The following is a 25,012-nucleotide window of genomic DNA, read 5'->3' as shown; positions in this document are numbered from 1 at the left end:
CGGACGGGGCTGCCCTCGCGGAGTGGGCGGGTGACCCGCCGGCTGTCGCCGGTGGGGGCCGCTCACCGGGCCGTCGTCCGCGCCTGGTTGGCTGCCCGACATGACCTCGACCAGGAGCGGGCCCCGGGCGGCCCGCGGCGGCGGCCCGGTCCACCGGCTCTACAGCGTCGTGGTCTTCGTGCTGCTCGCCTCCCTGGACAACGTGGCGATCGGCCTCGTCCCGCCGCTGTACGGGCCGATCTCCGGGGCGCTCGGCGTGCCGCAGCGGCTGCTCGGCCTGGTCACCGCGGTCAGTTTCCTGGTCAGCGCCGTCGCGGCGGTCGGCTGGGCGTACGTCGGCGACCGGACCGACCGCAAGCCGCTGCTGATGGTCGGCACCCTGGTCTGGGCGGCCGGCACCGGCGGCAGCGCCCTGGCCCAGAACTACCCGACGTTCCTGGCCGCCCAGCTCGTCGCGGCGGTGGGCCTCGGCGCGGTCGGCTCGGTCGGCTTCTCGGTGGTCACCGACCTGATCTCGCCGCGCCGGCGCGGGCTGGTGATGAGCTTCTGGGGGCTGTCCCAGGGCGTCGGCACCCTGGCCGGGACGCTCGCCGGCGGGCTGCTGGGCGCGACCGAGTGGCGGCGGCCGTTCTGGCTGCTCGCCGTCGTCGGGCTGGCCGCGACCTGCGCGTACCTGTTCACGTACGACATCCGGCGCGGGCAGAGCGAGCCGGAGCTGGCCGAGGCGCTCGCCACCGGCGCCGAGTACGACTACCGGATCACCCGGGCCGACCTGCCCCGGATCCTGGACCGCCGGACCAACCGGTGGCTGGTGCTCCAGGGCCTGACCGCCCAGGCCGCCTTCGGCTCGCTGGTCTGGCTGCCGGTGCTCTTCGCCGAGCGGGCAGAGGACCAGGGCTACTCGGCGGCCACGGCCGTCGTGGTGGGCAGCGTCTTCGCCACCCTGTTCCAGCTCGGCGGGGTGTTCTCCATCGTCGGCGGCCTGGTCGGCGACGCGCTTCAGCGGCGTACCCCCCGGGGCAGGGCGCTGGTCGCGGCGGTGGGCATCCTCGCGGCCCTGCCGTTCTACCTGGTCCTGTTCTTCGTGCCGATCCGCATCGACGTGCCCGACGGCGGCGGCACCGGCGCGATCGTCGGCGCGGTGCTGGCGAGCGTCGTCACCGAGCCGACGGTCGGGCTGAGCCTGCTCACCGCCGTGCTGGCGCTGGCGCTCACCTCGGCGAACTCGCCGAACTGGTTCGCCCTGATCGCCGACGTCAACCCGCCGGAGCACCGGGGCACCGTCTACAGCCTCGGCAACCTGGTCAACGGGGTCGGCCGGGCGGCCGGCAACGGGCTGGTCGGGGTGGCCTTCCACGCCCTGCGGGTGGCCTTCCCGCCGCCGCTGAACTACGCCGTCGGGCTGGCCGCGTTCCAGCTCTTCTTCATCCCCACCGGGGTCATGTACTGGCTCGCCTCCCGCACCTCGCCCCGGGACATCGACGCCGTGCACGACCTGCTGCACACCCGCGCCGACCGCCTGTGAGGCAGGGCCCCCGGGAAGGGGCCCTGCCCACGTCTGTCAGGCGGCCCGGTACCAGACGGTGACGTCGGTCGGGACCGCGCCGTCGGCGGTCAGCGGGGCGCTGGCGTGCAGCACCTCGGCCCCCGCCGGCAGCGGCGCCGCCGCGTCGCCGAAGTTGGTCAGCACGGCCACCGCGCCGTTGCGGAAGGCCAGCACCTCGTCGCCGGAGGAGAGCCAGAACAGGGTGCCCCGGCCCAGCCCGTGCTCGCGGCGCAGCCGCAGCGCGGTCCGGTACAGCTCGTACGTCGAGCCGGGCACCCCGCGCTGCCGGTCCAGGGCGTACTCGGCCCACACCGGCGGCTGCGGCAGCCAGCTCGCATCGGTCGGCCCGAAGCCGTACGACGGGGCGTCGGCCTCCCACGGGATCGGCACCCGGCAGCCGTCCCGGCCCCGCTCGGTGTGCCCGCTGCGCTCCCAGGTCGGGTCCTGCCGGGCCTCGTCGGGCAGCGTCATGTGCTCCGGCAGCCCCAGCTCCTCGCCCTGGAAGAGGTACGCGGAGCCGGGCAGGGCCAGCATCAGGAGGCTGGCCGCCCGGGCCCGGCGCAGGCCGAGCGCGGCGTCCGGCTGCGGGTCGCCGATGCCGATGCCGTTCGGCTTGGGGGTGCCGACGGGCAGGCCGAGCCGGGAGGCGTGCCGGACGACGTCGTGGTTGGACAGCACCCAGGTGGTGGGGGCGCCCACCTTGTCGGTGGCCTCCAGCGAGCGGGTGACCACGGCGTACTGGGCGGGGGCGGTCCAGGCGGCGAGCAGGTACTCGAAGTTGAACGCCTGGTGCATCTCGTCGGGCCGGACGTACCGGGCCAGCCGCTCGGCCGGCTCCACCCACGCCTCGGCGACCAGGATCCGCTCCCCGGGGTACTCGTCGAGCAGGCGTCGCCAGTCCCGGTAGATCTCGTGCACGCCGTCCTGGTCCCACATGGGCGGGCGCGGCTTGTCGACCTCGTTGCCGGAGAGGATCTCCTGCGGCTCCTGCCAGTCCGCCAGGTCGGCCTGCTTGACCAGCCCGTGCGCCACGTCGACCCGGAAGCCGTCCACCCCACGGTCCAGCCAGAACCGCAACACGTCCAGGAACTCGGCGCGGACCTCCGGGTTGTCCCAGTCGAGGTCGGGCTGGCCGGGGTCGAACAGGTGCAGGTACCACTGGCCGGGGCGGCCGTCCGGCTCGGTGACCCGGGTCCACGCCGGGCCGCCGAAGACGCTGCGCCAGTCGTTCGGCGGGCGGTCGCCGTCGGGGCCGAGGCCGTCGCGGAAGACGTACCGGGCGCGCTCCGGGCTGCCGGGCGCGGCGGGGAGGGCCGCGGAGAACCAGCGGTGCGCCGACGAGGTGTGGTTGGGCACCAGGTCCACGATCACCCGCAGGTCGCGGGCACGGGCCTCGGCGATCAGCCGGTCGGCGTCGGCGAGCCGGCCGAACAGCGGGTCCACGTCCCGGTAGTCGGCCACGTCGTAGCCGGCGTCGGCCTGCGGCGAGGGATAGAACGGCGAGAGCCAGATCGCGTCCGCCCCAAGCTCGACCAGGTGGTCGAGGCGGGCGGTGATGCCCGGCAGGTCGCCGATCCCGTCGCCGTCGGAGTCGGCGAACGAGCGCGGGTAGATCTGGTAGATGACGGCCTCGGCCCACCAACCGGTGGCCGGGCCGGCGGACGGTTCCTGCTGGGTCGCGTTGGTGTTCAGGGCCTTCTCCTGTGTGTCGACGCCGTAGCCGGTCGTGTTCCCGCCGGTCATGTTCCCGTCCGGTGGGCGGGTGAATCCGTTCAGTCTCGCCGGGGCGGCGCGGTCGAGTCCCGCACGACGAGCCGAGTGGGCAGGATCACCGGCCCGGACGCCGTTTCGGCCGTGTCGCCGGGGGCGGGGACGATCCGCCGGACCGGCTCGGGGAGGGCCCGGCCGCCGAGCGGGTCGAGCAGGATGCGCGTCGCGAGCCGGCCCTGTTCCGCCGCCGGCTGGGCGATCGTGCTCAGCCCGAGCACCCCGGACATCTCGTGGTCGTCGATGCCGATGACGCTGACATCCTGCGGCACCCGCAGGCCGGCGTCGCGCAGGGCGCGTATCGCGCCCATCGCCATCTCGTCGCAGGCGGCGAAGATCGCCGTCGGCGGTTCGCCCCGGGCGAGCAGCTCGGTGGCGGCCAGGTTGCCGCCGTCGACGGTCAACTTCGACTCGATGTCGAGGCTCGGGTCCAGGGGCACGCCTGCGGCGCGCAGCGCCTCCCGGTAGCCCCGGCGGCGGTCCAGGTGGGCGGTGAAGGCCAACTCGTCGTCGGGGTCGCCGGAGATGTGGGCGATCCGGCGGTGACCCAGGTCGACCAGGTGGCGGGTGGCGGTCCGCGCCGCCGCCACGTCGTCGATGCGTACGCAGGGCCAGCCGGGCACGCCGCTGCCGGAACTGATGGTCACCCCGGGCAGGTCGAGCGTGGTCAGCTCGGCCAGTTCGGCCGGGCGCAGCGGGGTGGCGACCAGCATGACCGCGTCCACCCGCTTGTTCAGGTTCGTGGCGCGCAGCACCCGTTGCCGGGTACGTTCCCGGCCCCCGAGGTTGTAGAGCAGGAGGTCGTAGCCGGACTCGTTGAGGGTCTCCTCGACCGCCTCGACCACGGTGCCGAAGAACCAGCGGGTGATCCGGGGGACCACCACCGCCACGGTGGCGGTCCGGCCGCTGGCCAGCCGCGACGCGCTCGGCGAGACCGCGTACTGGAGCTGCTCGGCGGCGACGAGCACCCGGCGACGGGTGGCCGCGGCGACGGTCGGGAGGCCGCGCAGCGCGCGGGAGACGGTGGCCGTGGAGACGCCGGCCAGACGGGCGACATCATCGATATTCGTCATGGTTGCTCTGCTCCGGCACCCGACCGCCGCCGCCCGGTCCCGGGCGGCGGCGGTCGTTCGGTTCAGCCCTTGACGCTGCCGGCGAGCAGGCCGCGCACGAAGTACCGCTGGAGCGACAGGAACACGACCAGCGGCACGATCATCGAGACGAACGCACCGGCGGTCAGCCGTTGCCACTCGTTGCCCCGGGTGCCGGCCATCTCGGCCAGCCGGACGGTGAGCGGCGCGGTCTCGTTGCCGCCCCCGGCGAAGATCAGCGCGACCAGCAGGTCGTTCCAGACCCAGAGGAACTGGAAGATCCCGAAGGCCGCGATGGCCGGGGTGATCAGCGGCAGGACGATGGTGCGGAAGATCTTCGGGTGGGTGGCCCCGTCGACCCGGGCCGCCTCCATCAGGTCCTTGGGCAGTTGCGAGATGAAGTTGTGTAGCAGGAAGACGGCGAACGGAAGCGCGAAGCAGGTGTGCGCGAACCACACCTGTGCGAACTTCTGTTCGTCGACCAGGTCCCAGGCGGGCATGATGGTGACCCCACCCAGGCTGACACCGGTGGAGAAGAACTTCAGCAGCGGCACGATGGCCATCTGCAGCGGGACGATCTGCAACGCGAAGATCGCGATGTACATCCAGTCCCGGCCCTTGAAGTTGATCCACGCCAGTGCGTACGCGGCCAGGGACGCGAACGCGAGCGGGAACAGCACCGACGGGATGGTGATCGCCAGCGAGTTGATGAAGTAGCTGGCGAGCTGCCCCGACGAGGACGAGCTGCCGAACAGCACTTCCTGGTAGTTCTCCAGGGTGAACTGCGGGTCGGTGAAGAACGTCCACCAGCCGTTGGACTTGATCTGGTCCTCGGGCCGGACGGAGGAGACGAGCAGGCCGAAGGTCGGGATCGTCCAGACCACCGCGATAACGACCGAGATCACCGTCGCGGTGCGGCTGTTCAGCCGCTTGCGGACCCGCCCGGCGGTCGTGGCGGTCTTTCCGGTCGCCTGGGCCCCGGCGGGAAGCGTGGGCGTCGTGGTGGTCATCTCAGCCCTCCCGCTGTTGACGCAGGTTGCGGATCTGGTAGATCACGAGCGGGATCACCAGGACGAAGAGGAAGACCGCCAGCGCGGAGCCCTGCCCGTTCTGGCCGTACCGGAACGACTGGTTGTACATCTCGTTCGCGATGACGCTGGTGTCGTAGTTGCCGTTGGTCGCGGTCCGGACGATGTCGAAGACCTTGAGCGTGGCGATCGACAGCGTCACCACCACGACGATCAGCGCCGGCCGGATGCTCGGCATGGTGATCTGCCAGAACATCTGCCACGGGCTGACCCCGTCGAGCCGGGCGGCCTCGACGATGTCGCCCGGGATGGCCTTGATCGCGGCGGAGAGCACCACCATGGCGAAGCCGGCCTGGATCCAGACCATGATGACGATCAGCAGCAGGGTGTTCAGCGGTGAATCGAGCAGCCACTGCTTCGGCTCACCGCCGAGGCTCACCACGATCTGGTTGAGCAGACCGATCTGCTCCTGCCCCTCGCCGCGGAAGGCGTAGACGAACTTCCAGATGATCGCGGCACCGACGAACGAGATCGCCATCGGCATGAAGATCAGCGACTTGGCCACCGACTCGAACCGGGCCTTGTCCACCATGATGGCGTAGAGCAGCCCGAACGCGGTGGCGACCAGCGGCACCAACAGCACCCAGACGAGCGTGTTGATCAGCACCCGGACGATCGAGTCCTCGGAGAACATCCAGGTGTAGTTGCGCAGGCCGACCCAGTTGTCGCTGCTGCCGTCCATGAACGACAACAGCGTGGTGCGGATGGCCGGGACGACCAGGCCGACGAGGAGCAGCAGCACCGCGGGCAGCAGGAAGAAGAACGCGAACATGCCCTCGCGCTGCTTCGGGCGGCGGGGCAGCGGGGCCCCGCTCGCCGAGGCGGCGACCAGCTGCGCCTCGCGGCGTCGGGCGAACCAGGACGGCACGGCGTCGAGGAGTAGCAGCAGACCCCCGACGACCGCGACGAACGCGATCAGCCCGTACATCAGCATGAGGAGCTTCGGCTGCTCTTCGGCGAAGTCGAACTCCATCAACCCTCCTTCGGGGTCTCAATGAGGCCGGTGGGCCGGCCCGTTGAAGAGGGCCGGCCCACCGCCGGGATCACTTCGGCCAGCTGCTTTCGATGCCCTTGAGCACCGTGGCGGTGTCCTTGCCGTTGATCCAGTCGACCATGCCCTTCCAGAAGGTCCCGGCGCCGACGGCGGCCGGCATCAGGTCCGAGCCGTCGAAGCGGAACACGGTCTTCTGGTCCTGGAGGATCTGGACGGAGAGCTTGTCGACCGGGTTCGGCACGTTGGCCAGTTCGAGCTTGTTGTTCGCCGACACCCAGTCACCGATCTTGGCGCGGCTGTTGGCGTACTCGCCGGAGGCCAGGTAGGTCTGCACCGCCTGGACCTCGGCGCGGTCGGCGAAGGCCGCGACGAACTCGCCGCCGCCGAGGACCGGCTTGCCCTTGGCGGGGTCGATCGCCGGGAAGTAGAACGCGAAGACGTCGCCGTCCTCGGCCACCTTGGTGCCCTTCGCCCACTGGTTGGCGTAGAAGGACGCCTGCCGGTGCAGGGCGCACTTGCCGGCGGTGATCGGCGTGCCCGCCTCCTGGAAGGAGGTGGTGGCGATGCTCTTCACGCCGCCGAAGCCGCCGTTGACGTACTTCTCGTTCTTGAGGATGGTGCCGGCCTTGTCCAGGGCCTCGGCGACCTTCGGGTCGTTGAACGGGATGCCGTGGGTGGTCCACTGGTCGTAGACCTCGGGGGTCTGCGTCCGCAGCATCATGTCTTCGATCCAGTCGGTGGCCGGCCAGCCGGTGGCGTCACCGGACTCGATGCCGGCGCACCACGGCTTGGTGCCGCTCGCCGCGATCTTGTCGCTGAGGGCCGTCAGCTCGTCCCACGTGGTGGGGACGGTCCAGCCCTTCTCCTTGAACGTCTTCGGCGAGTACCACACGAAGGACTTGACGTTCGAGCCGAGCGGGGCGCCGTAGAACTGGCTGTTCACGGTGCTGTACTTCAGCCAGTCGGCCGAGTAGTTCTGCTCGGCCATCGCCTTGGTGTCGGCGCTGGCCGGCTTGAGCTTGCCGGAGTCGACGAACCGCTTGATCAGGCCGGGCTGCGGGATGAAGGCCATGTCGGGCGCGTTGCCGCCGTCGACCCGGATGCCGAGCTGGGCCTCGAACTCGCCGCTGCCCTCGTGGTCGATCTTGATGCCGGTGCAGTCCTCGAACTGCTTCCAGGACTGGGCGAGGCGGTCGGCCTCGATGTCCCGGATCGACGAGTAGATCGTGACCTTCTTGCCGTCGTGACCCTGGTACTTCTCGTATGCCGCGCACTCCGTGGAGCCCGCTTTGTCGCTCTTCTTGTCGTCGCCGGTGCCGCAGGCAGTGACGCTGAGCGCCAGCCCCAGTACGCCAACGACCGCGAGAGCCTGGCGTGGTCTGGCAGAGACCGCCATGCCGTTCTCCTTCCTTGCCGGCGCGGTCGTGCTCGACGCAGCGCCGGTCCGATGGGCGTCAACATATGCAAGCGCTTGCATTGGGATGAGTCCAGCCCCGGCCGGACACGGACGAGTAACAATCCCGAAACCTGCTCACCCCTAGTGGGCGCGCTCCCACGCATAGGGGTCGCGGGCGCCCGGGGCCTTCGGGGAGCGAAGATCTCTGTCGAGCCGGGGGCGGTTCATTGAAGATTGGCCGGTTCATCGCCGACGCCTACATCCTCAACGTCCCGCGTTGCTGAGGCGCGAGTTCGGTGGTGACAGGGGCCCCTACTACCAGTTGAGTTGCCAGACGGACCAGTTCAGGGCGGCGGCGAAGGTGACCCAGGCCCAGTACGGCAGCAGCAGCGCCGTCGCCGGGCGGGAGAGTTTCGCGAAGAGCGCCACGGTCAGCCCGATGGCCAGCCACATCAGCACGATCTCGGCGAAGGCGAGGCCGTACCGGCCGGCACCGAAGAACAGCGGGGTCCAGATCGCGTTCAGCACGAGCTGGGCGGTCCACGCCCACAGCGCCGGGCCGAAGCCGACCCGCCGCCAGACCAGCCACCCCGCGATGGCGATCAGCGCGTACAGGAGGGTCCAGACCGGGGCGAACAGCCAGGACGGGGGCGCCCAGTCCGGCTGGTTCAGGCTCGCGTACTCCTCGGAGGTGCCCCGCACGCCGAGCCCGCCGACGGCGGCGGCCACCGTCACCGCCGCCCCGAAGCCGAGCAGCGCCCACCACTTCCGCGCCCCGGTCGACCGCCGGACGCCGTCCGAAACTGTCATGTCGAGGAGGTGCCCGGCGATCCGGGCAGCCAAACGCCGCCCGCGGGCCCACCCGGCCTACGCACAGCAGGACGCCGGGGCCGTCCTGTCCGGTGCTCCTGTCTGGGAGGACGGAGCTCCGGTCACGACGACCCCGGCGGGTCAGGGAGGGGGGATACGAGCTCAGGCGTCAACTGAAGATGCTGACACCACCCGGGCCGACCAACAGCCCGACCACGATGAGGACGACGCCCCACAGGATCTGCCGGCGGAAGAGTGCCAGAACGCCGGCGACCACGAGAACGACTGCGAGAATCCAAAGAATCAGCTCCATGGCTGCTGAATACCCGAGTGGCTGATCCGGGAAACCTCGCCGGCGTCCAGATGATCTCCCAGGTGGAAGATGCTGTACGCCTGCTTGATCACCGGGTGGGCGACGTTGCGGACCCGGACCCCGCCCGGGGTGGTGCCCCGCTCGCTGCCGGCGTGCGCGTGCCCGTGCAGGGCCAGCGCGGTCGGCGCCGAGTCGATGGCCTGCCCGAGCTGGTACGAGCCGAGGAACGGGTAGATTTCCAGCGGCTCGCCGGCCAGGGTGTCGGGCACGGGGGAGTAGTGGGTGAGCGCGACCAGCAGGTCGCAGTCCAGCCCCCGCAGCGCCACGCCCAGCGCCTCCGCGCTCTCGTTCGTGGTCCGGACGAACGACTTCATCTCCGGCTCGCCGAAGTCGCTGGCGCACCGGCCGGCGAAGCCGCCGCCGAAGCCCTTCACCCCGGCCACGCCGAGCCGCCCGCCGGCGACCTCCAGCACGATCCCCTCGCCCTCCAGCACCCGGATGCCCGCCTCCTGGAGCACCTCGACCACCTGCGGCACCCGGTCGTGCTGGTGGTCGTGGTTACCGAGCACCGTGACCACCGGCACCCCCAGCCCGCCGAACTCCTCGGCCACGCAGCGCGCCTCGGCCTCGGTGCCGTGCCGGGTCAGGTCACCGGCGAGCAGCAGCACGTCGGCGCAGTCGGGCAGCTCGTTGAGGGCGGGCCGGAACCGGCCCACCACGTCCTGGTCCACGTGCACATCGCCCACGGCGGCGATCCGGATCACCTTTCGACCTCCCTCACGGCAACTGCTCGACTTCCGTGGGCGCCTGCGCACGGATCACCCCGATGTCGCTGGTGACCGGCACGTCGGGGAAGCGCTCGGCCACCCGGCGCAGGATCTCCTCCCGCCGGTGCGGGCTCTCCACCTCGCCGTAGAGCACCAGGCCCCGCTCCCGGCGAACCACGGTGATGCCCTGCTCGGCGACGGCCGGGTCCTCGGCGAGCAGCCGCTGGATCTCGGCCTCCACGTACTCGTCGGGCGGGCCGGCGGCGGCGACGGCGGGCGGGCCGGCGGCGACGGCGGGCGTCCCGGCGGCGTGGTCGCGGTAGGCGCTCACACGATCTCCCTCTCCTCGGTGGCGCCGGATTGCGGCACCACGTCCAGCCGGTCGAGCAGCACCAGGAACGCCTCGGCGTACGGCGAGTGCTGCGTCTCCTTCCGTACCCGTTCCCAGTCGATCTGTTCCCGCAGCGACCGGGCCAGCGGCAGCGCCCGGGCGAAGTCGCAGTAGTGCTGGGAGAAGCTGAGCAGCTTGTGCACCATGAGCTGGCTCGCCGAGAGCACCGGCATGTGGATCGCGTCCACCGGCCGGACGATCGTGTCGGCGAAGGTCTCCTCGGTCACCGGGGTCTCGATCGGCCGGTGGATCAGGTCCACCATCCGGCCGCCGTCGTAGACCTTCACCAGCCAGTCCTCGGGCGGTCGCTCGGCGGTGAAGCCCGTCTCGATCAGTGCCTCCAGGGCCCGGTCGACGTCCTCCCCACGAATCAGGAAGTCGACGTCGTGGTCGCTGGAGTGCCCGCCGTGGGCGTACACCGCGAAGCTGCCGCCGAGGGCGAACGGGATCTCGGACTGTTTGAGCACGGCGGCGACCTTTTTGAGCGTGTGCACCAGGGTCTCGTCCCCGCGCTCGGCCATCTGGCTCTCCCGTCGGTCGTTAGGTGGACAGGCGGATTCGAATTGCGTACCCGGCACAGAGGTCGCCCACACCTGAGCCCGACCCGACGGTGGCAATGGGGTGCGGACGGGACAAATCACCGAAGTGGGCACGGGTCCGATAGGCTGGGGAGGGTGGCCAGATCTCTGCGGGAGCGGCGCGGCAAGGCCCGACTGCGCGCCGTCGCCCTGATCGGCATCGACGGCTCGGGCAAGACCACTCAGGCCCACCATCTCGCCGAGGCGCTCACCGCCGCCGGGCGGCCGGCGACATACCACCGCAACGCCGGCGGGCGTCGCTGGCTCGGCCGCCTCGCACAACGGCTCGGCCGCCCGGACGCCGAGCGGCTGGTCGGCCGGCGCGGCCTGCTCGCCGTCGAGTCCCTGCTGCGCTGGCTCGCCATCGCGGCGGCCCTGCTGAGCTGCGTGGTCACCGGCCGCACGGCCGTGATGGACCGCTACTCCGCCTGCCAGTACGCCAGCATCCGGGCGCACGGCGGGCAGCGCTGGGAGCGGCTGGCCCGCGCCGGGTACTGGATGTTCCCGCTGCCGCAGGTCACCTTCCTGCTCACCGTCGACCCAGCCGAGGCGTACCGGCGGATCGAGCGGCGCGGCACCGACCACGAGACGATGGGCTGGCTGACCGCCGCCGACACCGCGTACCGGACGCTGCCCGAGTTTCCGACCTTCGTGGTGGTCGATGCCGGTCGCCCGCCGGAGGAGGTGTCCCGGCAGATCCGGGCCCACCTGGCCGCGTGGCTGCCGGCCGAGCGGCCCGCGCCGGCCGGTCCTGGCCGGGTCGACGCGGCAGACCGGGGCGGGGGCCGCCGGCTGGCAGCTCAGGCCCGCCCGTAGGCCGGAACGCTCGCATCGGGCCGCCGGCCAACACGGCGGCCGGGCCCCGGGGGAAGCGCCGGAGGCTGCGGAAATGGCAGTGTTCGGCGCAACACTGATGAACGTCCAGAGTACTTTTTTCCGATACGCGGGGAGATGGTTGACGCTCACGCTTCATGAAAGTAAGTTTCATCCGTGGCGAAGAGTCCGAAGATTTCTGCGAGTCACGAGCCGGGTGGACTGATCGTCCACATCAGCGGCCTGCTGCCCTCGCTGTCGCCCGCTGAGCAGCGGGTGGCACGGCTGGTGGTCGCCGACCCGGCGGACGCCGCCCGGCGCACCATCACCGACCTCGCCACCACCGCTGAGACATCCGAGGCGACCGTGATCCGGTTCTGCCGCTCGGTCGGCATGAACGGCTACCCGCAGCTGCGCATCCGGCTCGCCGCCGAGGCGGCCCGCCGGATCGAGCCCCCGGACGCCCGGGTGGTCGGCGGCGACATCCCGCCCGGTGCCGACCTGGCCCAGATCATCGCCACCATCGCGTTCAACGACGCGCGGGCCGTCGAGGAGACGGCCGAGCAGCTCGACCCGGCCGTCTGCGAGCAGGTCGTCGAGGCGATCGTGGGGGCCGGCCGGATCGAGGTGTACGGCGCGGGCGCCAGCGGCTTCGTCGCCTCCGACTTTCAGCAGAAGCTGCACCGCATCGGCCGGACGGCGTTCTACTTCCCCGACGTGCACACCGCGCTCACCTCGGCGGCCCTGCTCGGCAAGGGCGACGTCGCCCTGGGCATCTCGCACACCGGCACCACGGCCGACGTGATCGAGGTGCTGGAGCAGGCCCGGTCCCGGGGCGCGGCCACGGCCGCGCTGACCAACTTTCCCCGCTCGCCGATCACCGACGTCGCCGACTTCGTGCTCACCACGGCGGCCCGGGAGACCACCTACCGCTCCGGCGCGATGGCCAGCCGGCTGGCCCAGCTGACCGTGGTCGACTGCCTCTTCGTCGGCGTGGCCGCCCGCAACCGGACGCGGGCCCGCAAGGCGTTGGAGGTCACCGCCGAGGCGGTGCAGACCCACCGGGTCGGCTCCACCCGGAGGCGGGGATGACCGCCGGCCGGGTCGAGCCCGACGAGGTGGCCGCGGTCCCGGCCCGCCCGGTGGTCCGGGTGGGCGCGCCGACCGAGCGGCGTAACCCGCTCAGCGTCGACCTCGACCTGATGTCCACCCGGGACGTGCTCACCGTGATCAACGAGGCGGACCGCCGGGTGCCGGCCGCCGTCGCGGCGGTCCTCGACGAGATCGCCGCCACCGTCGACCTCGCGGTCGCCGCGCTGCGCGGCGGGCACCGGGTGCACTACTTCGGCGCCGGCACCTCCGGCCGGCTCGGGGTGCTCGACGCCGCCGAGTTGGCCCCCACCTTCAACTCGCCCCGGCACTGGTTCTGCTCCCACATCGCCGGCGGCCCCGACGCGATGTGGCGGGCCGTCGAGGACGCCGAGGACGACCACGGGGGCGGAGCGGCCGCGGCGGCGGACTGCGTCGGCGCCGGCGACCTGGTCGTCGGCCTGGCCGCCAGCGGGCGCACCCCGTACGTTCTCGGGGCGCTCGCCGCGTCCAGGGAGCAGGGGGCCTCGACCGTGCTGGTCTGCGCCAACCCGGAGGCGAAGGCCGCCTCGGCGGTCGACGTCTTCATCGGCGTGGACACCGGCCCCGAGGTGGTGACCGGGTCGACCCGGATGAAGGCGGGCACCGCGCAGAAGCTGGTACTCAACACCTTCTCCACCGCCGTGATGGTGCGGCTGGGCCGGGTCTACTCGAATCTGATGATCGACGTGGTGGCCACCAACGCCAAGCTGCGGGGCCGGATGATCTCGATCCTGGTGGAGGCCACCGGCTGCGCCGAGGAGGTCTGCCGGCTGGCCCTGCACGAGGCCGACGGCGACCTGAAGACCGCCCTCGTGTCGCTGGTCTCCGGGGCCGAGGTGTCCGCCGCCCGGGCCGCCCTGGCCCGCTCCGCCCACCAGGTCCGCGGCGCCATCGCCCTGCTCGCCTCCTGAGCGGCGGTTCCGTCACCGGGACGCCGCGTCGGGACACGACCGTGACGATGGTCACGGCCCCGGCCGGAGTGGGACTTCACACCCACCCCGGATTGTTCAACCGGGGTGAGGGTATTCAGTGTCCGTGAATGAACCGACCGGTCCGTCGGCGCGTATCAGGCGGTGACCAGGATCGCAGCACCGCGGTGACGCGGGTCGCTGTGCGCCCGGGGCCGGCAGTGATGCCATGCCTGGGCGGTGGCATTCCGACGGTCCGCCGGAAGTCCGTGGCGCGAACGGCGAGTCGCCCGACAGGGGTGCTGACAGCAAACATGGACCGGGCTCTCAGCTACTACTCAGGCATTCGTGACACTTTCGACTCACGACATGGAATCCCGGGCCCGTCTTAACTGTTGTGCAGGTGTCAGGTCAGCACCGGTGGGCACAGCGGAAGTCACGGGGAGGGCTGATGGACGTGGGGATGGCAAGGAACCGGGCAACCGGCGCGAGCGAGGGGACCGTGGACAACGTGGACAAGAACATCGGCATGCGAACCGACGAGGTGGCCGAGGAGCGCGACCTGGTCGGAGTCTACCTTCACGAGATCTCCCGGACGCCACTGCTGGACGCCGCCATGGAGGTCGACCTCTCCAAGGCGATCGAGGCTGGCCTCTACGCCCAGCACCTGCTCGACGAGGACCGCATTCCCGTCGGTGCCGACCGGGACGACCTGGAGGGCGTGGTCGCCGAGGGGGAGCGGGCGAAGGACCTCTTCATCCGCGCCAACCTGCGGCTGGTCGTCTCCATCGCCCGCCGCTACGTGCGTTCGGGCATGCCCATGCTCGACCTGATCCAGGAGGGCAACACCGGCCTGGTCCGGGCGGTCGAGAAGTTCGACTACGAGCGGGGCTACAAGTTCTCGACCTATGCGACGTGGTGGATCCGCCAGGCGATCAGCCGGGCCATCGCCCAGCAGGAGCGCACGGTGCGGCTGCCGGTGCACCTGGTCGAGGACGTCAACCGGATGCGGAACGTGGTCCGGCAGCTGACCCGCGAGCTGGGCGGCGACCCGGAGCCGGAGCAGATCGCGGCGTCCCTCGGCGTGACCGTCGCGCGGGTCAACGAGTTGGTCCGCTGGTCGCAGGACACCGTGTCGCTGGACACCCCGGTCGGCGACGACGGGGACACCAAGCTTGGCGACCTGGTCGCCGACAGCGACGCCCCGTCGCCTGAGGACATCGTCCTCACCGGGCTGGAGCGGCAGCGCATCGAGGGTCTGCTCAACCACCTCGACGACCGGTCGGCCGGCATCATGCGGGCGCGCTACGGCCTGGAGGACGGGCGGGAGCACTCACTGACCGAGGTCGCCTCGCGGTTCTCCCTCTCCCGGGAGCGGATCCGGCAGCTGGAGATCCAGGCCCTTGGCCGGCTGCGCGAACTCGCCCGGGCGGAGGGGTTGCAGGCCGCCTGACCTGGTGAAAATGACGGCGAACGGCCGGCGTCCGACAGGGGGACGCCGGCCGTTCGCCGTCATTGTCGGGGCCGTCAGCGGACCCGGCCGTACCCGTAGGGCTTCATCAGGTCGACGTCCCGCTTCTCCACGTTGCGGCCGAAGGTCGGCGCGTGGATCACCTGGCCCCCGCCGACGTAGATGGACACGTGCCCGAGGCTGTTGTAGAAGACCAGGTCGCCCGGGCGCAGCTCGCTACGGCTGATGTGGCTGACCACGCCCCACTGCATCTTCGTGTTGTGCGGCAGCGACTTGCCGGCCGCCCGCCAGGCGGCGGAGGTGAGGCCGGAGCAGTCGTACCCGTTCGGGCCGTCGGCGGCCCAGACGTAGGGCTTACCGATGGCGCCGTACGCGTACCGGACCGCGGTGCCCGCCCGGCCGGAAACGGCGGGCGCCTGCTCGGCGGAACTCCCGCCCGACTTCGACTTCGCCCTCGGCGCCGCCGGCTCGGTGGCCCGTCCGTACGCCTGACGGCGCATCTCGTACAGCTCGGCCAGGTCCTTCTCGATCTTTTTCTTGCCGGCGGCGAGCTGCTTGGCCTGCGCGGCCTGCTTCGCCAGCGTCGCGTCGAGCCGGGCCTTCTGGTCGAGCAGCCGGCGCTGGCTCTCGGTGAAGCCGGAGATCCGTTGTTGGCGCTGCCGGGTGAGCTGGTCGAGGGTGTCCAACCGGGCCAGCAGGTTGCTCGGGCCGCCCGCGCTCAGCAGTGCGTTGGCGGTGTCCAGCCGGCCCGTCTTGTATGCGGTGACGGCGATCTCGCCGACGTCCGCCCGGCTCTGCGCGGTCTGCGCCTCCAGCGGCCCGATCCGGGCCGTCAGCCTGGCCGCAGCGGCCTTGTTCGCCTTGATGTCCTCGGTGAGCTTGTTGTAGGACTCGACGACCCGTTCCAGCTCGGTCGAGGACTTCTCGATCCGCTGGGTCAGCTCGGCGGGCGACGGCTCGGCCTGAGCCGCCGACGCCGGGACGATCAGCACGGCCGCGAGGCCGGCCGCCGCCAGTGCGCGCAGCGAATTTCTGAGGGACGACAAGAGCGGAGGGCTCCTCCCCACCAGTCGCCGGGCGTCGCGGACGCCGCGGCGACGCCGGCCCGGGGCTGTCCGGGTGGACGGCCGTCGACCGGTCCGACCCGCACAACCTAACCCGGGACGGAAGTTACCCGCAGGTGAAGCATGGGCGAAAGTGGCGAAACGGCCGGATGTGTCGCGAGATGCAATCACGTTCTGTAGTGAAAGGGGAGTCGTTCCGGCACTACCGGCAGGGCCTGAGGCGCCGAACGGGCGATCCGAGGCTTTCGTCGTTCTGGGCGGATGCCGCCGGACGGGACGATTAATAGCCGGACAAGCCGGAAATGGTGGCCTCTTGCCGGCGCGAAGGGGGCCGCAGGCCCGCCCCCGGGTCCGAAAAACCGGGCCTGGGCTGGCGCGACGGTCAGAGAATGGAGCGGAGCCGGGAATCCCGTCAGGCGTCCACCGGCGCCACGGGAACCGCTCCCGGCCCCTCAGCCGTGGGAGACAGCCTTGGTCCGAGATGGCTCCGCTACCCGCCCGCGCCGGTCACCGAGGGTGACCCCCGCGCCCCCTGCCCTGCTCTACGCCCAGCCCGGGATCGTCGTCACGACGGACCGGTTCACCGTCGGCCACAGCAGCTTCGCGATCGCCGACCTGACCCACCTGCACACCGCCCGGGGCCCACACGACCGGATCGCCGTCCGGGCGGTGGCGGTGACCGCCGTCATGATCGCCGGGGTGGGGCTGCTGCTCGGCTTCACCGGCGGCCTGCAACGGCTGACCGCCGGGGCGTACCTGGCCCTCGGGGCGGTGGCCCTGCTGCCCGTGCTGCTCGCGGTGGCCGGCGCCCGCTGGCGCCCGCCGCCGTACGAGCTGTGGGGCTGGCACCGGGGCGTCGAGGTGCTGCTGTTCAGCAGCGACGACCAGCGGCAGTTCGGGCAGGTCAGCCGCGCCGTGCACCGGGCCCGCGAGGGCGTGCGGTACGGCGGCTGGGGCGTCGCGCCGGCCACCGTGGAGGGGTTCTGGCACCCGGACCGTTGACACCGGCCGGTCAGCGCGGAGGGCAGCGTCAGCCGGTGACCGGCTCCGGGGTGCGGGCGTGCTCGGGGGCCAGCCAGTGGCTCACCCGCCGCTCGGCGTAGAAGGACACGAAGGGCACCGTGCCGGCGAGCATCACCAGCAGCATCCGCTTCAGCGGCCAGTCCGCCCGGCGGGACAGGTCGAACGTCGCCACCAGGTAGAGCATGTACAGCCAGCCGTGCGCGGTCCCGACGACCGCGACCACCGTCTTCTCGTCGAACCCGTACTTCAGCGGCATGCCGATCAGGACCAGCACGGCCAGCGCCACGCCCACGATCCAGGCGATCACGCGGTACCGGGTAAGGGCTCCGCCCACCTTCGTCCGTCCTTCCGAACCGGCCTCGGCCGGGTAGTCGCGAACCGGCGTCAACCGGGAAAGTCACCGGGCCGGGCGCCCGGATTGGCGTTCAACCATGCCAGGTAGCGGTTGTACGCGGCCAGGTCGGCGTCCTCGGGGCCGCCGGCCGGCACCGCCGGCACCCGGACGACCCGCACGGGTCGGCGTACCCCTGTCGGGGTGCCGGACGACACGGCCGCGTCGACCATGACGTCGCCGCCCACCTGCCCCTCGCCGCCCGTCTCCCCGCCGCCCGCCGACGGCCCGTCGGCGGCGGAGCGCAGGGTGTGCCACAGCTCACGCCACCAGACGAAGACGACGAACGCGGCGAAGACCGGCCACTCGATGGCGTAACCCCAGCTGATGGAGTTGCCGTCGGCGGCCCGGGTGATCTGCCACCAGCCCAGCCCGAGAAAGCTGACGACCAGCACGACCATGGCCACGTGGCGGGCGATCCACGCCGGTGTCCAGAGCCGTTTCATGGGTTCGAGGGTACCGGGAGCCGGGACGATCTCCGACGCGGCGTCGTAGTTCGGGGGTTTGGTGGTGGCCGGTGTGGGCATCCGTCTAGACGCCAGCCCAGACGAGACGAGGGGCGACGATGACCGAACCAGTGCGGCAGACCGGCGGCCCGGTGGAAGCCAGCCCGGAGCAGCGAATGCCCGAGTGGGACGGCGACCATGTCCACGACATGTCCACCGACGACGGGGCCGTCGACGGCGAGCCGGGGATCGACCCCACCGTGCTCGCCGACGAGGACCTGATCCGCGAGATACACAGCCTGCACCGCACCCGGCTGGACACGCTGCGGCACGCGGCGGACTCGGCGCTCGCGAACCACCTGCGTCGTACGGCGGAGCTTGAGACCGAGTACCTCGCCCGGCATCCGGGACGCGAGGTCGACCCGGCCCGGCTGCGGGACGAGTGATGGCGGCGCACGCGGAGCGCGGGATGTCCGCGCCACCCGAGGTGGTGTTCAGCACGGCCACCGACCCGGACCGGGCCGCCGCGTGGCTGCCCCAGCCGCTGCGGTCCGACGGTCGCAGCCGCCCCGACGTCAGCCCGGGGCAGATGCGGGCCCGGTGGGCCAGCGGCTCCGCCTCCGGCTGGTCGGCCGAGATCCGGGTGGAGCCCGCTCCCGCCGGGGGTGCCCAGGTTCAGCTCGACCTGACCGGTGCGTCCGGCCAGGCGGACCCGGGACAGGCCGAGGAGACCCTGGCCAACCTCGCCCGCGAGGTGGCCGAAAACCTGACCGCCGGGTGAGCCGGCCCCCGGATCCGCTGCCGGCGGGCAGCGCGCCGCACGCGCAGAGAACAGAGAACGAGGAGACCGGGTTGAGCAACAGCAGCCTGAAGCAGAAGGTGGCGCGGCTGCGCCAGGCGTACGCGCCGCACGAGCACCGGCCGCTCGGTGGCTACCTGGTGGCGATGGGCACCTACGCCGGTGTGACCGCGACGATCGCCGCACTGGTCAGGGCGACCGGCCGGCCGGTGCCGGAACGTCCCAGCCCGTCGGACGTGGTGCTGCTCTCCATCGCCACCCACAAGCTCAGCCGGCTGCTGTCCAAGGACGCGGTGACCAGCCCGCTGCGCGCCCCGTTCACCCGGTACGACCGGCCGAGCGGCTCCGGCGAGGTGATGGAGCAGGTCCGGGACTCGGGCAGCCCCACCCGGCACGCCATCGGGGAGCTGTTGAGCTGCCCGTTCTGTTTGGCGGTCTGGGTGGCCACCGGGCTCACCGGTGGCCTGGTGCTGGCCCCCCGGCTGACCCGGCTGGTGGCCACCGCGCTGACCGCGGTGGCGGCCTCCGACTTCCTCCAGATGGGCTACGCCATTGCCCAGCAGGCCGCCGAGGGCGGTCACGACAAGGACTGACTGACACGGTACGGGGAGGGGCCCGGGCCCCTCCCCGTACTCGTACGGCGTCAGCGCGCTGCATGCTGCTCGGCCGCGTCGGCGCTGCCTGTCGTCCCGTCCGGCGTCAGCGCTGCATGCCGGACCAGCCGTGCGGCGACTCCGTCTCGCGCTCCTCATCGTCCTCGTCGCCGGTGATGATGTCGGGGTCGACGGCGGTGAGGTCGTGCTCATCGGCGAAGTCCGGCTCGGGCATGGTGTCCGGGCCCTCCGGCGGCTGGCCGAGCGCCGGGACGTGCTCCTCCCGCTGCTCCTCGCGATCGGTCATCTCGCTGTCCTCTCCGTGGTGGGGGCGGGGTCGGTGCCGCGGTCGGCCCGGTGACGGCCCGGTGCCTGCTCGTGCCGCCCGAACCCGAGGCGTCAGACGGCCGACCCGCCCAGCAGGTCGGCCGCCTCGTCCACCGCGTACTCGCCCTGGGGCAGCGCGGCGATCCGGGTGAGCAGCGCCGCGGGAAGCTCAGCGGCGACCGCCCGGCGGTAGATGTCCGCCTGGCTGATCCGCTCCTGGCCGTGGTAGATCTCGTCGAGCAGTTCGTCGAGGGGCTGGGTGTCCGGCTCCTCGACAGGCTCCTCGTCCTCGGCCAGTTCGGCGTCCTCGGCTGCCAGTTCGGTGTCGACGGCCAGTTCGGCGTCCTCGGCCAGCTCGATGTCGGCGGCCAGTTCGGCGTCGTCCACGGCTGCGTCCGTCACAGGTGCGTCGTCGGTCACGCCGGTCAGCTACCCGAGCCAGAAACGGTCAAACGTCACCGACCTCGCCCCCACGCTCGATAGGCGGTGATCAAGAGCTTTGCGTCCAGGAATCGCGCTGGACCTGACGCAAAGCTCTTGATCACCGAGGCGGGAAGGGTGGGGGCGTGGGGGTGGTGGGGTTAGGCCGGGAGGGCCAGGGAGGCCGTGGTGGTGCGGCGGGCGCGGACGGCGGTGGCCAGGGTGTCGAGGACCTCCTGGGTGGTGTCCCAGCCGAGGCAGGCGTCGGTGACGGAGCGGCCGTACTCCAGCTCGCGGGTGGGGTCGAGGTCCTGCCGGCCGGGGAGCAGGAAGCTCTCCAGCATGATGCCGACGATCCCGCGCTGGCCGGCGGCGAGCTGGTCCGCGACGTCGGCGGCGACCAGCGGCTGGCGGCGGTGGTCCTTGCCGCTGTTGGCGTGGCTCGCGTCGACCACCACCCGCTCCGGCAGGCCGGCCGCCCGGAGCAGGTCCAGCGCCCCGGCCACCGAGGCGGCGTCGTAGTTCGGGCCGTCGTTGCCGCCACGCAGCACCAGGTGGCCGTCGGCGTTGCCCCGGGTGTGCATGATCGCCGGAGTGCCGGAGACGTCGATGCCGGGGAAGACGTGCGGGACGCCCGCAGCCCGGATGGCGTCCACGGCGGTGCCGACGCTGCCGTCGGGGCGGTTCTTCATGCCGATCGGCATGGACAGGCCGGAGGCGAGCTGCCGGTGCACCTGGCTCTCCACCGTGCGGGCGCCGATCGCACCCCAGGCCACCGTGTCGGCGATGTACTGCGGGGTGATCGGGTCGAGGAATTCGCAGCCCACCGGCAGGCCCAGCCGCAGCACGTCCAGCAGCAGCGCGCGGGCGGTGCGCAGGCCGGTGTTCACGTCGCCCGAGCCGTCGAGCCCGGGGTCGTTGATCAGGCCCTTCCAGCCGACCGTCGAGCGCGGCTTCTCGAAGTACACGCGCATCACGATCAGCAGGTCGTCGGCGAGACGGTCGGCGGCGGTCCGCAGCCGGGCCGCGTAGTCCAGCGCGGCGGCCGGGTCGTGCACCGAGCACGGGCCGACCACCACCAGCAGCCGGTCGTCGGCGCGGTCGAGCACCCCGCCGACCGCGCGCCGGCCGTCGAGCACGGCCTCGGTGAGCGTCGCGTCCAGGGGCAGGTGGTGGTGCAGCAGGGCAGGGGTGGTCAATGGCACGACGCGATCGATCCGTTGGTCGATGACGCGATGGTTGTCCGGGGTGCTCACGGTGGGGTTCCTTCCGCCGACCGTGCCCCGGGGCCGGCGCCCGAGGTCGAGCCGGCTGCTCGTACGCAAAAGGGCAGGAACCAATGTTCCTGCCCGGCCGGCTCGAAGAGGAGTGACGTCAGATCATGGTGAAGTCACCGGCTCCTCCAGCCGGCTGCCTAAACCATCGATACGAACGCGTCACGACGCCCAGGGTACCCGACTCGATGGGGGAGGCTCATCCGGCCGTCGGCGAAGCCGCGCCTGACGTTCGCCATCATCGATTGATCCGTCGTGAGCTGCGCCAGCGCGCCAAGCCGTGCCCGGGAGGTTCGAACGGACCGTCGTGCGCTGCTGCGCGCCACCGTCGCGGGCAGGTCGCCGTGCGGCCCGTTCCGATGAGCCGCGTACGGGGTACAGAGGCCGGCATGACGAATGCTCACAGCGACCAGGACCGGATCGAGTCCCGGGCCCACCTGCTGCCCGAGGAGGCCGCCGCCGGCAGCGACGACCCGCGGGCCCAGGCCGCCGCCATCCTCACCGAGTCGGACCTGCGGGAGGCGGACCAGAACGCCGCCCTGGACACGGTGCCGGAGCAGCGCACCTCGGAGGAGACGGTGGACCCGATCGAGCCTCCCGACTGAGCCGACCCGGTGCGGCGGCCGTCCGCGCCCCGGCCTACGCCGGCGGGAGGCGCGGGCGGCGGCGCGTCGCCGCGCCGGACCACGGTCGCGTCACCTTTCCGTCCCCCCGATCGGATAGCGTCGGGCCATGCCCGACAGCGGTTACCCCTGGCCGATCGAAACGACCCGACTGGACAACGGCCTGCGCGTGGTGGTGAGCGAGGACCGCGCCGCCCCCGCAGTCGCCGTGAACCTCTGGTACGACGTGGGCTCCCGGCACGAGCCGGACGGGCAGACCGGTTTCGCCCACCTCTTCGAGCACCTCATGTTCGAGGGCTCGGTGAACGTGGCGAAGACCGAGCACATGAAGCTCGTCCAGGGTGCCGGCGGCTCCCTGAACGCCACCACCAACCCCGACCGGACGAACTACTTCGAGACCGTCCCGGCCGAGCATCTGGAGCTGGCGCTCTGGCTGGAGGCCGACCGGATGGGCGGCCTGGTGCCGGCGCTGACCCAGGAGACGCTGGACAACCAGCGGGACGTGGTCAAGAACGAGCGCCGCCAGCGCTACGAGAACGTCCCGTACGGCGACGCGTGGCTGCGGCTGCTGCCGCTGCTCTACCCGCCGGGGCACCCCTACCACCACGCGACGATCGGGTCGATGGCCGACCTGAACGCCGCCGCCCTGACCACCTTCCAGGACTTCCACCGCACCTACTACGCGCCGAACAACGCGGTGCTGACCGTGGTCGGCGACGCCACCGCGTCCGAGGTCTTCGCGCTGGCCGACAAGTACTTCGGCGCCCTTCCGGCCCGGGAGTCGATCCCGGCCGCGCCGGATGGCCGGCACGTGCCGGGCGGTGGCGGGCCGGTGGCGGAGACCGTCACGGCCGCGGTGCCCGCGCCCCGCGTCTTCGTCGCGCACCGCACCCACGCCTTCGGCACCCCCGGGTACGACGTGCTCACCGTCCTCGCCACCGTGCTGGGCAGCGGCCGGGGCAGCCGGCTCTACCAGCGCCTCGCCGACGGCGAGCGGATCGCCCAGCCCGACCTGGTCGGCTCCTACGGGGTGGACCTCGCGCACGCCCCCGCCCCGCTGATCGCCACCGCCACCGCCCGCCCCGGGGTGAGCGGCGAACGGCTGGCCGCCGGGGTGACCGAGGTGGTCGACGAGCTGGCCACCGTGCCGGTCACCGCCGTCGAGCTGGACCGGGCCAAGGCGCTGCTGAGCACCGGGTGGTGGCGGCAGATGTCCACGGTCGACGGACGCGCCGACACCCTCGGCCGGTACGCCACCCAGTTCGGCGATCCGGCCGTCGCCGCCGAGCGGCTGCCCGCCTGGCTCGCCGTGACCGCCGACCAGATCGCCGAGCTCGCCGCCGAGATGCTGCGCCCCGAGAACCGGGTGACCCTGACCTACCTGCCCGAGGAGAGCGCGTGAGGGCGACGACCGAGCGGCGCCGCCCGGTGGGCCGCCGCTCCCCGCTGCCCGCCGGCCCCGCAGTCGTGAACGGAAGGAAACCCCGATGAGCCTGATCGCCGACCGCCCCGGGCCGGGGCTGGCCCGGCCGTACCGGTTCCCGCAGGTGGTGCGCCGCTCGGTGGCCGGCGGCCAGGTGGTCGCCGCGCACCTGCCCGGGCAGAACCTGGCCGTGGCGCTGCTGCTGCTCGACGCCGGCGCCGGGCGGGAGCCGGCCGGCCGGGAAGGGCTCGGCGCGGTGCTGGCCAAGGCGCTGGAGGAGGGCACCGCGCAGCGGGACGCCACCGCGTACGCGCTGGCCGTGGAGGGGCTCGGCACCGAGCTGGTGACCGGGCTGGACTGGGACTCGTTCCAGGTCAGCGTCCAGGTGCCGGTGGACCGGCTGCCCGCCGCCGTGGAGCTGCTCGCCGAGGCCGTCCGGACGCCCCGGCTGGACCCGGACGACGTGCGGCGGGTCCGCGACGACGAGGCCACCGCGCTGCGGATGGACTGGGCGAACCCGGGCCCCCGGGCCGACGCGGCCCTGCGGGCCGACCTGTTCGGCGCGGAGAACCGGTGGGGCCGCCCGATGTACGGCGACCCGGACTCGGTGGCCGGCCTGGACCCGGAGGACATCACCGTCTTCCACTCCGAGTGGTTCCTCCGCCCCGGGACCCTGATCGTCGTCGGCGACCTGGAGCGCCTCGACCTGGACGCGCTCGGCGCGGCGGCGTTCGCCGGCACCGGTGGCGGCCCGGTCTCCCCGGGCGGCCCGATCGACGTGTCGCTGCGCGCCGGGCGGCGGATCATCCTGGTCGACCGGCCCGGGTCGGTGCAGTCCACGCTGCGGCTGGGCCACCCGTCGCCGCACCGGGCACACCCCGACCACGTGCCGTCGCTGCTGGCCGGCACGGTGCTCGGCGGGGCGTTCACCTCCCGGCTCAACCACCTGATCCGCGAGGTGCGCGGATACACGTACGGCATCCGGGGCGAGTTCGCCTCGTCCCGGCGGTTCGGCCGGTTCGCGGTCAGCTCGGGAGTGCAGACGGCGGTGACCGCGCCGGCGCTGGTGGAGGCGGTCGGCGAGATCAGCCGTACCCAGGTCGGCGGGGTCACCGAGGACGAGCTTGCGGTGGCCCGGTCCTGGCGGGCCGGGCAGCTCTCGGTCGAGCTGCAGAGCCCCCGGGCGATCGCGTCGGCGCTGACCACCCTGGTCGTGCACGACCTGCCGGACGACTACCACGCCCGGCTGCGTGAGTCGCTGCTCGCCGCCGACGTCGAGGAGGTCTCGGCCGCCGCAGCGGGCCACCTGCACCCGGAGTCGCTCACCCTGGTGGTGGAGGGCGACGCCGCGCTGATCCGCGACGATCTCGCCGCCACCAACCTCGGCGAGATCGTCGACGCCGTCGGCTGACCCGCCCAACGGCGGCCCGCCGACCGGCCCGCCCAACGGCGGCCCGCCGACCGGCCCGCCCAACGGCGGCCCGCCGACCGGCCCGCCCAACGGCGGCCCGCCGACCGGCCCGCCCAACGGCGGCCCGCCGACCGGCCCGCCCAACGGCGGCCCG

At 72.4% G+C, this 25,012-nt stretch carries 28 protein-coding genes; 12 read left to right on the top strand and 16 right to left on the bottom strand.

The window, feature by feature from the left end:
- The first annotated feature begins 100 nt into the window (after positions 1-100).
- Positions 101-1,525, top strand: a complete 1,425-nt coding sequence (locus GVV04_RS05280) for an MFS transporter (protein WP_161685063.1) — start codon at positions 101-103, stop codon at positions 1,523-1,525.
- A 36-nt stretch (positions 1,526-1,561) separates the two neighbouring features.
- Here the strand turns inward: GVV04_RS05280 and GVV04_RS05275 are convergent, their stop codons facing one another.
- The 10 genes from GVV04_RS05275 to GVV04_RS05235 all read right to left on the bottom strand — a co-directional run bounded on the left by GVV04_RS05275 (position 1,562) and on the right by GVV04_RS05235 (position 10,684).
- Positions 1,562-3,238 (bottom strand): glycoside hydrolase family 13 protein, encoded by a 1,677-nt coding sequence (locus tag GVV04_RS05275; RefSeq protein ID WP_161686681.1) that lies wholly within the window; start codon positions 3,236-3,238, stop codon positions 1,562-1,564.
- A gap of 80 nt (positions 3,239-3,318) precedes the next feature.
- Positions 3,319-4,386: a LacI family DNA-binding transcriptional regulator gene (locus tag GVV04_RS05270; protein ID WP_161685061.1), complete on the bottom strand. Its 1,068-nt coding sequence runs from the start codon at positions 4,384-4,386 to the stop codon at positions 3,319-3,321.
- Between the two features lie 62 nt (positions 4,387-4,448).
- Positions 4,449-5,414 (bottom strand): carbohydrate ABC transporter permease, encoded by a 966-nt coding sequence (locus tag GVV04_RS05265; RefSeq protein WP_161685059.1) that lies wholly within the window; start codon positions 5,412-5,414, stop codon positions 4,449-4,451.
- A 1-nt stretch (position 5,415) separates the two neighbouring features.
- Positions 5,416-6,465 (bottom strand): carbohydrate ABC transporter permease, encoded by a 1,050-nt coding sequence (locus GVV04_RS05260; RefSeq protein WP_161685057.1) that lies wholly within the window; start codon positions 6,463-6,465, stop codon positions 5,416-5,418.
- Between the two features lie 70 nt (positions 6,466-6,535).
- On the bottom strand, positions 6,536-7,882 hold the full coding sequence (locus GVV04_RS05255; protein WP_161685055.1) for an ABC transporter substrate-binding protein: 1,347 nt from the start codon (positions 7,880-7,882) through the stop codon (positions 6,536-6,538).
- 315 nt (positions 7,883-8,197) lie between these two features.
- Positions 8,198-8,692 (bottom strand): TspO/MBR family protein, encoded by a 495-nt coding sequence (locus GVV04_RS05250; protein ID WP_161685053.1) that lies wholly within the window; start codon positions 8,690-8,692, stop codon positions 8,198-8,200.
- Between the two features lie 169 nt (positions 8,693-8,861).
- Positions 8,862-9,005, bottom strand: coding sequence for a GPGG-motif small membrane protein (locus tag GVV04_RS32100; protein ID WP_201752967.1), 144 nt, complete (start codon positions 9,003-9,005; stop codon positions 8,862-8,864).
- Complete coding sequence (locus GVV04_RS05245) at positions 8,996-9,769, bottom strand: metallophosphoesterase family protein (protein WP_161685051.1); 774 nt, start codon at positions 9,767-9,769, stop codon at positions 8,996-8,998. Before GVV04_RS05245 ends, GVV04_RS32100 begins: the two co-directional genes overlap by 10 nt.
- Before the next feature lie 13 nt (positions 9,770-9,782).
- Positions 9,783-10,013, bottom strand: coding sequence for a hypothetical protein (locus GVV04_RS05240; protein WP_161686679.1), 231 nt, complete (start codon positions 10,011-10,013; stop codon positions 9,783-9,785).
- 86 nt (positions 10,014-10,099) lie between these two features.
- Complete coding sequence (locus tag GVV04_RS05235; protein ID WP_161685049.1) at positions 10,100-10,684, bottom strand: nucleotidyltransferase family protein; 585 nt, start codon at positions 10,682-10,684, stop codon at positions 10,100-10,102.
- A gap of 153 nt (positions 10,685-10,837) precedes the next feature.
- Between GVV04_RS05235 and GVV04_RS05230 the strand changes: the two genes are divergently transcribed.
- The 4 genes from GVV04_RS05230 (at position 10,838) to GVV04_RS05215 (ending at position 15,046) form a co-directional block, all read left to right on the top strand.
- Positions 10,838-11,557 (top strand): dTMP kinase, encoded by a 720-nt coding sequence (locus GVV04_RS05230; protein WP_161685047.1) that lies wholly within the window; start codon positions 10,838-10,840, stop codon positions 11,555-11,557.
- A gap of 174 nt (positions 11,558-11,731) precedes the next feature.
- Positions 11,732-12,646 carry a MurR/RpiR family transcriptional regulator gene (locus GVV04_RS05225; RefSeq protein ID WP_161685046.1) on the top strand — a complete coding sequence of 305 codons (915 nt, stop codon included), beginning with the start codon at positions 11,732-11,734 and terminating at the stop codon, positions 12,644-12,646.
- Positions 12,643-13,596, top strand: a complete 954-nt coding sequence (gene murQ, locus GVV04_RS05220; RefSeq protein ID WP_161685044.1) for an N-acetylmuramic acid 6-phosphate etherase — start codon at positions 12,643-12,645, stop codon at positions 13,594-13,596. The genes GVV04_RS05225 and murQ overlap by 4 nt, the downstream gene beginning before the upstream one ends.
- A 460-nt stretch (positions 13,597-14,056) precedes the next feature.
- Complete coding sequence (locus tag GVV04_RS05215; RefSeq protein ID WP_201753057.1) at positions 14,057-15,046, top strand: sigma-70 family RNA polymerase sigma factor; 990 nt, start codon at positions 14,057-14,059, stop codon at positions 15,044-15,046.
- Between the two features lie 74 nt (positions 15,047-15,120).
- On the opposite strand, the gene GVV04_RS05210 is transcribed toward GVV04_RS05215, so the two are convergent.
- The gene (locus tag GVV04_RS05210) at positions 15,121-16,110 is read right to left on the bottom strand and encodes a C40 family peptidase (protein ID WP_161685040.1); all 990 of its coding nucleotides are present in this window, start codon (positions 16,108-16,110) and stop codon (positions 15,121-15,123) included.
- A gap of 534 nt (positions 16,111-16,644) precedes the next feature.
- Between GVV04_RS05210 and GVV04_RS05205 the strand changes: the two genes are divergently transcribed.
- Complete coding sequence (locus GVV04_RS05205) at positions 16,645-17,130, top strand: DUF6232 family protein (protein WP_328822218.1); 486 nt, start codon at positions 16,645-16,647, stop codon at positions 17,128-17,130.
- A 28-nt stretch (positions 17,131-17,158) separates the two neighbouring features.
- On the opposite strand, the gene GVV04_RS05200 is transcribed toward GVV04_RS05205, so the two are convergent.
- Together GVV04_RS05200 and GVV04_RS05195 are read right to left on the bottom strand one after the other, a co-directional pair.
- Positions 17,159-17,485 carry a DUF3817 domain-containing protein gene (locus tag GVV04_RS05200; protein WP_161685037.1) on the bottom strand — a complete coding sequence of 109 codons (327 nt, stop codon included), beginning with the start codon at positions 17,483-17,485 and terminating at the stop codon, positions 17,159-17,161.
- A 50-nt stretch (positions 17,486-17,535) separates the two neighbouring features.
- The gene (locus GVV04_RS05195; RefSeq protein ID WP_161685036.1) at positions 17,536-17,988 is read right to left on the bottom strand and encodes a hypothetical protein; all 453 of its coding nucleotides are present in this window, start codon (positions 17,986-17,988) and stop codon (positions 17,536-17,538) included.
- 119 nt (positions 17,989-18,107) lie between these two features.
- Between GVV04_RS05195 and GVV04_RS05190 the strand changes: the two genes are divergently transcribed.
- The 3 genes from GVV04_RS05190 (at position 18,108) to GVV04_RS05180 (ending at position 19,380) form a co-directional block, all read left to right on the top strand.
- Positions 18,108-18,434 (top strand): DUF6158 family protein, encoded by a 327-nt coding sequence (locus tag GVV04_RS05190; protein ID WP_161685035.1) that lies wholly within the window; start codon positions 18,108-18,110, stop codon positions 18,432-18,434.
- Positions 18,434-18,769: a hypothetical protein gene (locus GVV04_RS05185; protein WP_161685034.1), complete on the top strand. Its 336-nt coding sequence runs from the start codon at positions 18,434-18,436 to the stop codon at positions 18,767-18,769. The genes GVV04_RS05190 and GVV04_RS05185 overlap by 1 nt, the downstream gene beginning before the upstream one ends.
- Positions 18,770-18,840: 71 nt before the next feature.
- Entirely contained in the window at positions 18,841-19,380 is a 540-nt protein-coding gene (locus GVV04_RS05180; protein ID WP_161685033.1) for a DUF1360 domain-containing protein, read from the top strand.
- A gap of 106 nt (positions 19,381-19,486) precedes the next feature.
- On the opposite strand, the gene GVV04_RS05175 is transcribed toward GVV04_RS05180, so the two are convergent.
- From GVV04_RS05175 to GVV04_RS05165, 3 genes are all read right to left on the bottom strand, one after another.
- Positions 19,487-19,687: a hypothetical protein gene (locus tag GVV04_RS05175; protein WP_161685032.1), complete on the bottom strand. Its 201-nt coding sequence runs from the start codon at positions 19,685-19,687 to the stop codon at positions 19,487-19,489.
- A gap of 92 nt (positions 19,688-19,779) precedes the next feature.
- Positions 19,780-20,004 (bottom strand): hypothetical protein, encoded by a 225-nt coding sequence (locus GVV04_RS05170; RefSeq protein ID WP_161686677.1) that lies wholly within the window; start codon positions 20,002-20,004, stop codon positions 19,780-19,782.
- 284 nt (positions 20,005-20,288) lie between these two features.
- Positions 20,289-21,383 carry a 3-deoxy-7-phosphoheptulonate synthase gene (locus GVV04_RS05165; protein ID WP_161685030.1) on the bottom strand — a complete coding sequence of 365 codons (1,095 nt, stop codon included), beginning with the start codon at positions 21,381-21,383 and terminating at the stop codon, positions 20,289-20,291.
- Positions 21,384-21,790: 407 nt separating this feature from the next.
- Between GVV04_RS05165 and GVV04_RS05160 the strand changes: the two genes are divergently transcribed.
- From GVV04_RS05160 to GVV04_RS05150, 3 genes are all read left to right on the top strand, one after another.
- Positions 21,791-22,006, top strand: a complete 216-nt coding sequence (locus GVV04_RS05160) for a hypothetical protein (protein WP_161685028.1) — start codon at positions 21,791-21,793, stop codon at positions 22,004-22,006.
- Between the two features lie 127 nt (positions 22,007-22,133).
- Positions 22,134-23,426 (top strand): M16 family metallopeptidase, encoded by a 1,293-nt coding sequence (locus GVV04_RS05155; protein WP_161685026.1) that lies wholly within the window; start codon positions 22,134-22,136, stop codon positions 23,424-23,426.
- Between the two features lie 85 nt (positions 23,427-23,511).
- Positions 23,512-24,858: a M16 family metallopeptidase gene (locus GVV04_RS05150; protein ID WP_161685024.1), complete on the top strand. Its 1,347-nt coding sequence runs from the start codon at positions 23,512-23,514 to the stop codon at positions 24,856-24,858.
- Positions 24,859-25,012: the final 154 nt, after the last annotated feature.

The organism is Micromonospora rubida, assembly GCF_009908295.1.
GTDB lineage: Bacteria > Actinomycetota > Actinomycetes > Mycobacteriales > Micromonosporaceae > Micromonospora > Micromonospora rubida.
This window is presented reverse-complemented; position numbering and strand designations above follow the sequence as displayed.